Here is a 664-nt window from a genome sequence, read left to right as displayed (position 1 = left end):
TTGCCGCCTCTAAGCCTGAAAAAAGACCGCTACATTGACGGTAGCAAGCCAGCAGAAGATGTAGATGCAGTGCCAGAAGGTCACACGACATTCTCATGGGGCATGGACTTAGCTCTAAAACGCGCTGCAGAAGTAAAATCTGTTCAGTCTGTATTCAAAGAAGGCGTACACAACGCTATCGATATGGTGTTTGGCGTACTGCCTGTGGTTATGGGTTTGGGTACCGTTGCACTAGTGATTGCTGAATACACGTCAGTGTTTGAGATCCTTGGTCAGCCATTCATTCCTTACTTAGAGTTGCTACAAATTCCTGAAGCAGTACAAGCATCGCAAACTATCGTGGTTGGCTTTGCAGATATGTTTATCCCTGCGATTCTGGCGGCATCTATCGACAACGAAATGACTCGTTTTGTTATCGCAGCAATGTCTGTTACTCAGTTGATTTACATGTCAGAAGTTGGCGCACTACTACTAGGTAGCAAGATTCCAGTTAACATCGTAGAACTGTTTGTTATCTTCATTCTGCGTACGCTGATTACACTTCCTGTGATTGCTGGTGTTGCGCATCTGATTTTCTAAAATCAAAGCATACACAAAGGCTCCGCTCTGTCGGGGCCTTTTTTACAACTAAAATTTGGCTTACTTCCCCACTTAACTTCGCCTC

Annotated in this window: 1 protein-coding gene; it reads left to right on the top strand. The window is 44.7% G+C overall.

The features are described 5' to 3' along the window. The coding region (locus R8N49_RS27710) for a YjiH family protein (protein WP_412034924.1) at nucleotides 1-579 on the top strand (579 nt) is incomplete at its 5' end. Nucleotides 580-664: the final 85 nt, after the last annotated feature.

Source organism: Vibrio sp. 1978 (assembly GCF_033344345.1).
The sequence above is the reverse complement of the archived record's forward strand: the minus strand, read 5'-3'. Positions and strand labels throughout refer to the sequence as shown.